The organism is Sphingomonas sp., assembly GCF_035758555.1.
In the GTDB taxonomy this organism is placed as follows: domain Bacteria; phylum Pseudomonadota; class Alphaproteobacteria; order Sphingomonadales; family Sphingomonadaceae; genus Sphingomonas_B.
Map to the genome: position 1 here is coordinate 1 of NZ_DASTXI010000041.1, position 4652 is coordinate 4652.

At 67.2% G+C, this 4652-nt stretch carries 4 protein-coding genes and 1 pseudogene; 2 read left to right on the plus strand and 3 right to left on the minus strand.

Going from position 1 to position 4652, the window contains the following annotated elements; genetic code table 11:
• Nucleotides 1-111: 111 nt before the first annotated feature.
• Nucleotides 112-690, plus strand: coding sequence for a GNAT family protein (locus tag VFT73_RS02310; protein WP_326408528.1), 579 nt, complete (start codon nt 112-114; stop codon nt 688-690).
• A gap of 104 nt (nt 691-794) precedes the next feature.
• On the opposite strand, the gene cobT is transcribed toward VFT73_RS02310, so the two are convergent.
• Complete coding sequence (cobT, locus tag VFT73_RS02315) at nt 795-2621, minus strand: cobaltochelatase subunit CobT (protein WP_326408529.1); 1827 nt, start codon at nt 2619-2621, stop codon at nt 795-797.
• Nucleotides 2622-2736: 115 nt separating this feature from the next.
• Between cobT and VFT73_RS02320 the strand changes: the two genes are divergently transcribed.
• On the plus strand, nt 2737-3339 hold the full coding sequence (locus VFT73_RS02320; protein ID WP_326408530.1) for a hypothetical protein: 603 nt from the start codon (nt 2737-2739) through the stop codon (nt 3337-3339).
• Here the strand turns inward: VFT73_RS02320 and cobS are convergent.
• Both cobS and VFT73_RS02330 read right to left on the minus strand, forming a co-directional pair.
• On the minus strand, nt 3336-4340 hold the full coding sequence (gene cobS, locus VFT73_RS02325; protein ID WP_326408531.1) for a cobaltochelatase subunit CobS: 1005 nt from the start codon (nt 4338-4340) through the stop codon (nt 3336-3338). The genes VFT73_RS02320 and cobS overlap by 4 nt on opposite strands.
• Before the next feature lie 111 nt (nt 4341-4451).
• Nucleotides 4452-4652: pseudogene (locus tag VFT73_RS02330) on the minus strand (transcriptional regulator); the annotation flags it as partial.

The window sequence follows — 4652 nt, forward strand, 5'->3', positions numbered from 1 at the left end:
TGAGGGTCTTCGTGGATCATCGGCTGGACGTCGGTGTCGCTCATCGCCTCACTCCTGCTTCAATTGCGCTTTCAAACGCGCGACGCGCGGCGGCGTTCAGCGGAGGGACGAATGGAATTGCGGGCGGAGAGACTGGCCTGGGGTCCGGTGGCGCTGGAGCCGGTCGAGGATCGGCACCGCGAGCCGCTGCGCGCCGCCGCCAATGCCGACCAGGACATCTGGCCGCTCTATCCCTATTCGATGGCGGACCCGTATTTCGACACCTTCTGGAGCGGCCTCCGCGCGCGCCAGGCCGGCGGCGTCGCGCTGCCCTTCGCGGTATGCCTGGAGGGCGAATGCGTCGGGATCAGCTGCTACCTGAACATCGACGCCGCCCAGGACAGCTGCGACATCGGCGGCACCTATTACCAGCCGGACGCCCGCGGCGGGATCGTCAACCCGGCGGCCAAGCTGCTCCTGCTCGGCCATGCGTTCGACAACGGCGCGCGACGCGTTGCCTTCAAGGTCGACGCGATCAACGCCCGCTCCCGCGCCGCTGTGTCGAAGCTGGGCGCGATGCAGGAAGGCATCTTGCGTCAGGACCGCGTCGTCTGGACCGGGCGCGTGCGGGATACCGTCGTGTTCTCGGTACTGCGCGACGAATGGCCGGCGGTGGAGGCGGGTTTGCGGGTGCGCTTGGGAGGATTCTGAGCAAGCGCCGAGCAAGCGCCGCTCGACTTCGTTCGCACGAGCGGGATCTGGAGCTCCAAAGTCAACGCTCGTCCCGAGCGTAGTCGAGGGGCGAGGGCTCGGACCTAAGGCGCGTCGAACAGGCCCGCCAGCTGCTCCACCATAGTCCCGCCCAGCTGCTCCGCGTCCATGATCGTCACCGCGCGCTGGTAGTAGCGGGTAACGTCATGGCCAATGCCGATCGCGGCGAGCTCGACCGGCGATCGGTTCTCGATCCAGGCGATCACCTGGCGGAGGTGTTTTTCAAGGTAGGAGCCGCTGTTCACCGACAGCGTCGAATCGTCGACGGGGGCACCGTCGGAGATCACCATCAGGATCTTGCGCTCCTCCGGCCGGGCGATCAGCCGCTGGTGCGCCCAGAGCAGCGCCTCGCCGTCGATATTTTCCTTGAGCAGCCCCTCGCGCATCATCAGCCCGAGGCTCTTGCGCGCGCGGCGCCAGGGTTCGTCGGCGCGCTTGTAGACGATGTGGCGCAGGTCGTTGAGCCGGCCCGGATGCGGCGGCCGCCCCTGCGCCAGCCAGTCCTCGCGCGCCTGCCCGCCTTTCCACGCGCGGGTCGTGAAGCCCAGGATTTCGGTCTTGACGCCGACCCGCTCCAAGGTGCGCGCGAGAATATCGGCACTGATCGCAGCGATCGAGATCGGTCGCCCGCGCATAGAGCCCGAATTATCGAGCAACAGAGTGACGACCGTGTCCTTGAACTCGGTGTCCTTCTCGATCTTGTAGCTGAGCGAGTGGGTCGGATTGACGATCACGCGCGCCAGCCGCGCGGCGTCGAGCAGCCCTTCCTCCTGGTCGAAATCCCAAGACCGCGACTGCTGCGCCATCAGCCGCCGCTGCAGCCGGTTGGCGAGCTTGGTGACGGCGCCCTGCAGATGCACCAGCTGCTGGTCGAGATAGGCGCGCAACCGGCCCAGCTCGTCCTCGTCGCAGAGTTCGCTCGCCTCGATCACTTCGTCGTAGCGCGTGGTCCAGATCCGGTAGTCGAACTGCGGCGATAGGTCGGAGAAGGGTCGGTTCGGGCGCACCGGCAGCATGCCTTCGTCGCCGTCGTCGCCCGCCCGGGATTCGCCCTCGGCCTCGTATTCCTCTTCCGACTCGCCGCTTTCGCTGTCGCTGTCGTCGCCTTCGTCGCGCTCGGCGCGCGACTGGATTTCGCCGTCGGCGCCGGCCGAGCCTTCGTCCTCGTCATCGCCTTCCTCGCCGTCCTCCGGTTCCTCGCCCTCGCCTTCCTCGCCCGCTTCCGGGTCTTCGGTCGGCTCGGCGTCTGCATCGACCAGCTCCAGGTCCTCGAGCAGCCGCGTCGCGAGCTTCGCGAAGGCTGACTGATCGTCGAGCGCGAGCGCCAGCGCATCGAGGTCGGTGCCGGCCCTGGCCTCGACCCAGGGCCGCACCAGCGCCAACCCGGCATCGGCTGCCTGCGGCGGCGCCTGGCCGGTCAGCCGCTCACGCACCAGCAATTGCAGTGCCGTCGAGAGAGGTACTTCGTCGGCAGAGCGGGCGCGCGTGATCGGGTCGGACCGCATCCGCAGGTCGAGCGCATGGCCCAGATTGGCGGCGATTCCCGCCATGCCTTTCGCGCCGAGCGCCTCGATCCGCGCCGTCTCGACCGCGTCGAACACGGCGCGCGCGACGGTGTCGATCGGCGCGCCTTTGGCGTGCAGCGCCGCGTCGTGATGGCGCAGGCGCAGCGAAAAGCTGTCGGCAAAGCCGCGCGCTTCCGCCACCTGCTCCGGCGGCAGCGATCGCGCCGGCATCGGCACGCGCATGTTCTTGCCCGATTGCGCCGGCGCATCGGCGGTGAAGGCAAGCTCCACCTCGGGCTCGTGCGCGATCGCGCGCGACGCGCCGGTCAGGACGGAACGGAAGCGGTCGAGAGGGGAATCGGCCATCGCTCGCCCAATGTGGCCGGAGGGCGCCCGGTTGCAAGCACGGAAAAGCGGCGCCTGCCTAACCTTCGGTCAACCTTCGGCGCCTAGAAGCGGGCCAAACCAAGTTGGGGGACGCATGATGAAGCGGGTTTGGACGATTGTCATGGTGGCGTTGGCCGCGGGCGTTGCGATGCCGGCGGCGGCATGGGTGACGGTGCATGTAGAGACGTCGCCGGAACGCCAGCAGGCAATCGCCGCGGGGTCTCAGGCGCTCGACGATGCGGGCGTCGACGTGACATTCACCGGCTTCGGTTCGACCGGGACGGACGCCTATGCGACGACGGAAAGCAATGCGACGCTGAAGCTCGACCGCACTGCTGGCTATCTGAGCTTCCGCACGGGCGCGCTGGACGGCAGCGACACGATGGAGCTGTTCAGCCACGGCCAGAGCCTCGGCTATTACAACCTGGTCGACAGCGCGGCTGCGGCGGGTTTCGGCGGCGATCCGGCGCGCTATTCGGGCCTCTACCGCTACGTCAATTTCTGGGTCGACGAAGGGATCGACGAGGTCCGCTTCAGCCAGAACGCCGGCAGCTTCGCCTTCGATCAGGTGCGGGTCGGCCAGCTGGCGGCAGTGACTGCCGTGCCCGAAGTGCAGACCTGGGCGATGCTGATCCTGGGCTTCGGCGTGATGGGCACCGCATTCCGCATGCAGCGGCGGCGGCTCCGGACGGCCTAAGCTTTCCCGACAACGCTTTCCGGCAGGTCCTTGCCGAACACGCGCTGGTAATATTCGGCGACCAGCGGCCGCTCCGCCTCGTCGCACTTGTTCAGGAACGACAGGCGGAAGGCGAAGCCGATATCGCCGAAGATCAGCGTGTTCTGCGCCCAGGTGATGACGGTGCGCGGGCTCATCACGGTCGAGATGTCGCCGGCGATGAAGCCCTGGCGGGTCAGCTCTGCGACCTTCACCATGTCCTCTACCTGCTTCTTGCCCTCCGGCTGGTCGTATTCGCCGGACTTGGCGAGCACGATCTGCGCCTCCACTTGCGCGGGCAGGTAGTTCAGCGTGACCACGATGTTCCAACGGTCCATCTGGCCCTGATTGATCTGCTGGGTGCCATGATACAGGCCGGTCGTATCGCCGAGACCGACCGTGTTTGCGGTCGAGAACAGGCGGAAATGGTGGTTCGGACGGATCACCCGGTTCTGGTCGAGCAGCGTCAGCTTGCCTTCGGTCTCCAGCACGCGCTGGATCACGAACATCACGTCCGGCCGGCCCGCGTCATATTCGTCGAACACCAGCGCGACCGGATGCTGCAGCGCCCAGGGCAGCAGGCCTTCGCGGAATTCCGTCACCTGCTGGCCGTCGCGCAGCACGATTGCGTCGCGGCCGACCAGGTCGATGCGGCTGATATGCGCGTCGAGATTGATGCGGATACAGGGCCAATTGAGCCGCGCCGCGACCTGCTCGATATGGGTCGACTTGCCGGTACCGTGATAGCCCTGGACCATCACGCGGCGGTTGTGCGCGAAGCCGGCGAGGATCGCGAGCGTCGTGTCCGGATCGAACACGTAGGCGGGGTCGAGATCGGGCACCCGCTCGTCCGGCTCGCTGAACGCCGGGCACATCATGTCCGAATCGATGCCGAACAGCTCGCGCACGCTGATCTGGCGATCGGGCGCGTCGAGGAGCGTCGTCGAGCGGCTGTCGGGCTGGGTATTGGCGAGGTCGGTCATCATGCGTCCATGGGGCTGGCGGCGGGCCTCCCTAGCGCCAGTCGCATGGCTTAGTCGAGACGTGTCGCCCTGAACGCCGGAAATGGGGAGCCGGCGGGGCCGATCCAAGCGTCAGGCAGCGGGCGGCGCGATCTTGGGCGGCAGCGCGAACAGGTCGATGAAGCGCCGGGCCAGGGCGCGGTCGCCGGAGAAATTCAGCACGTCTTCGGCCTCCGCTTCTTCGATCGGCCATTTGCCGTAGAAGATGCGGACGAGCGTGGTCGGATCACATTCGAAAACGACATCCGCAGCGTCGGTCTCGCCGCGATCGAT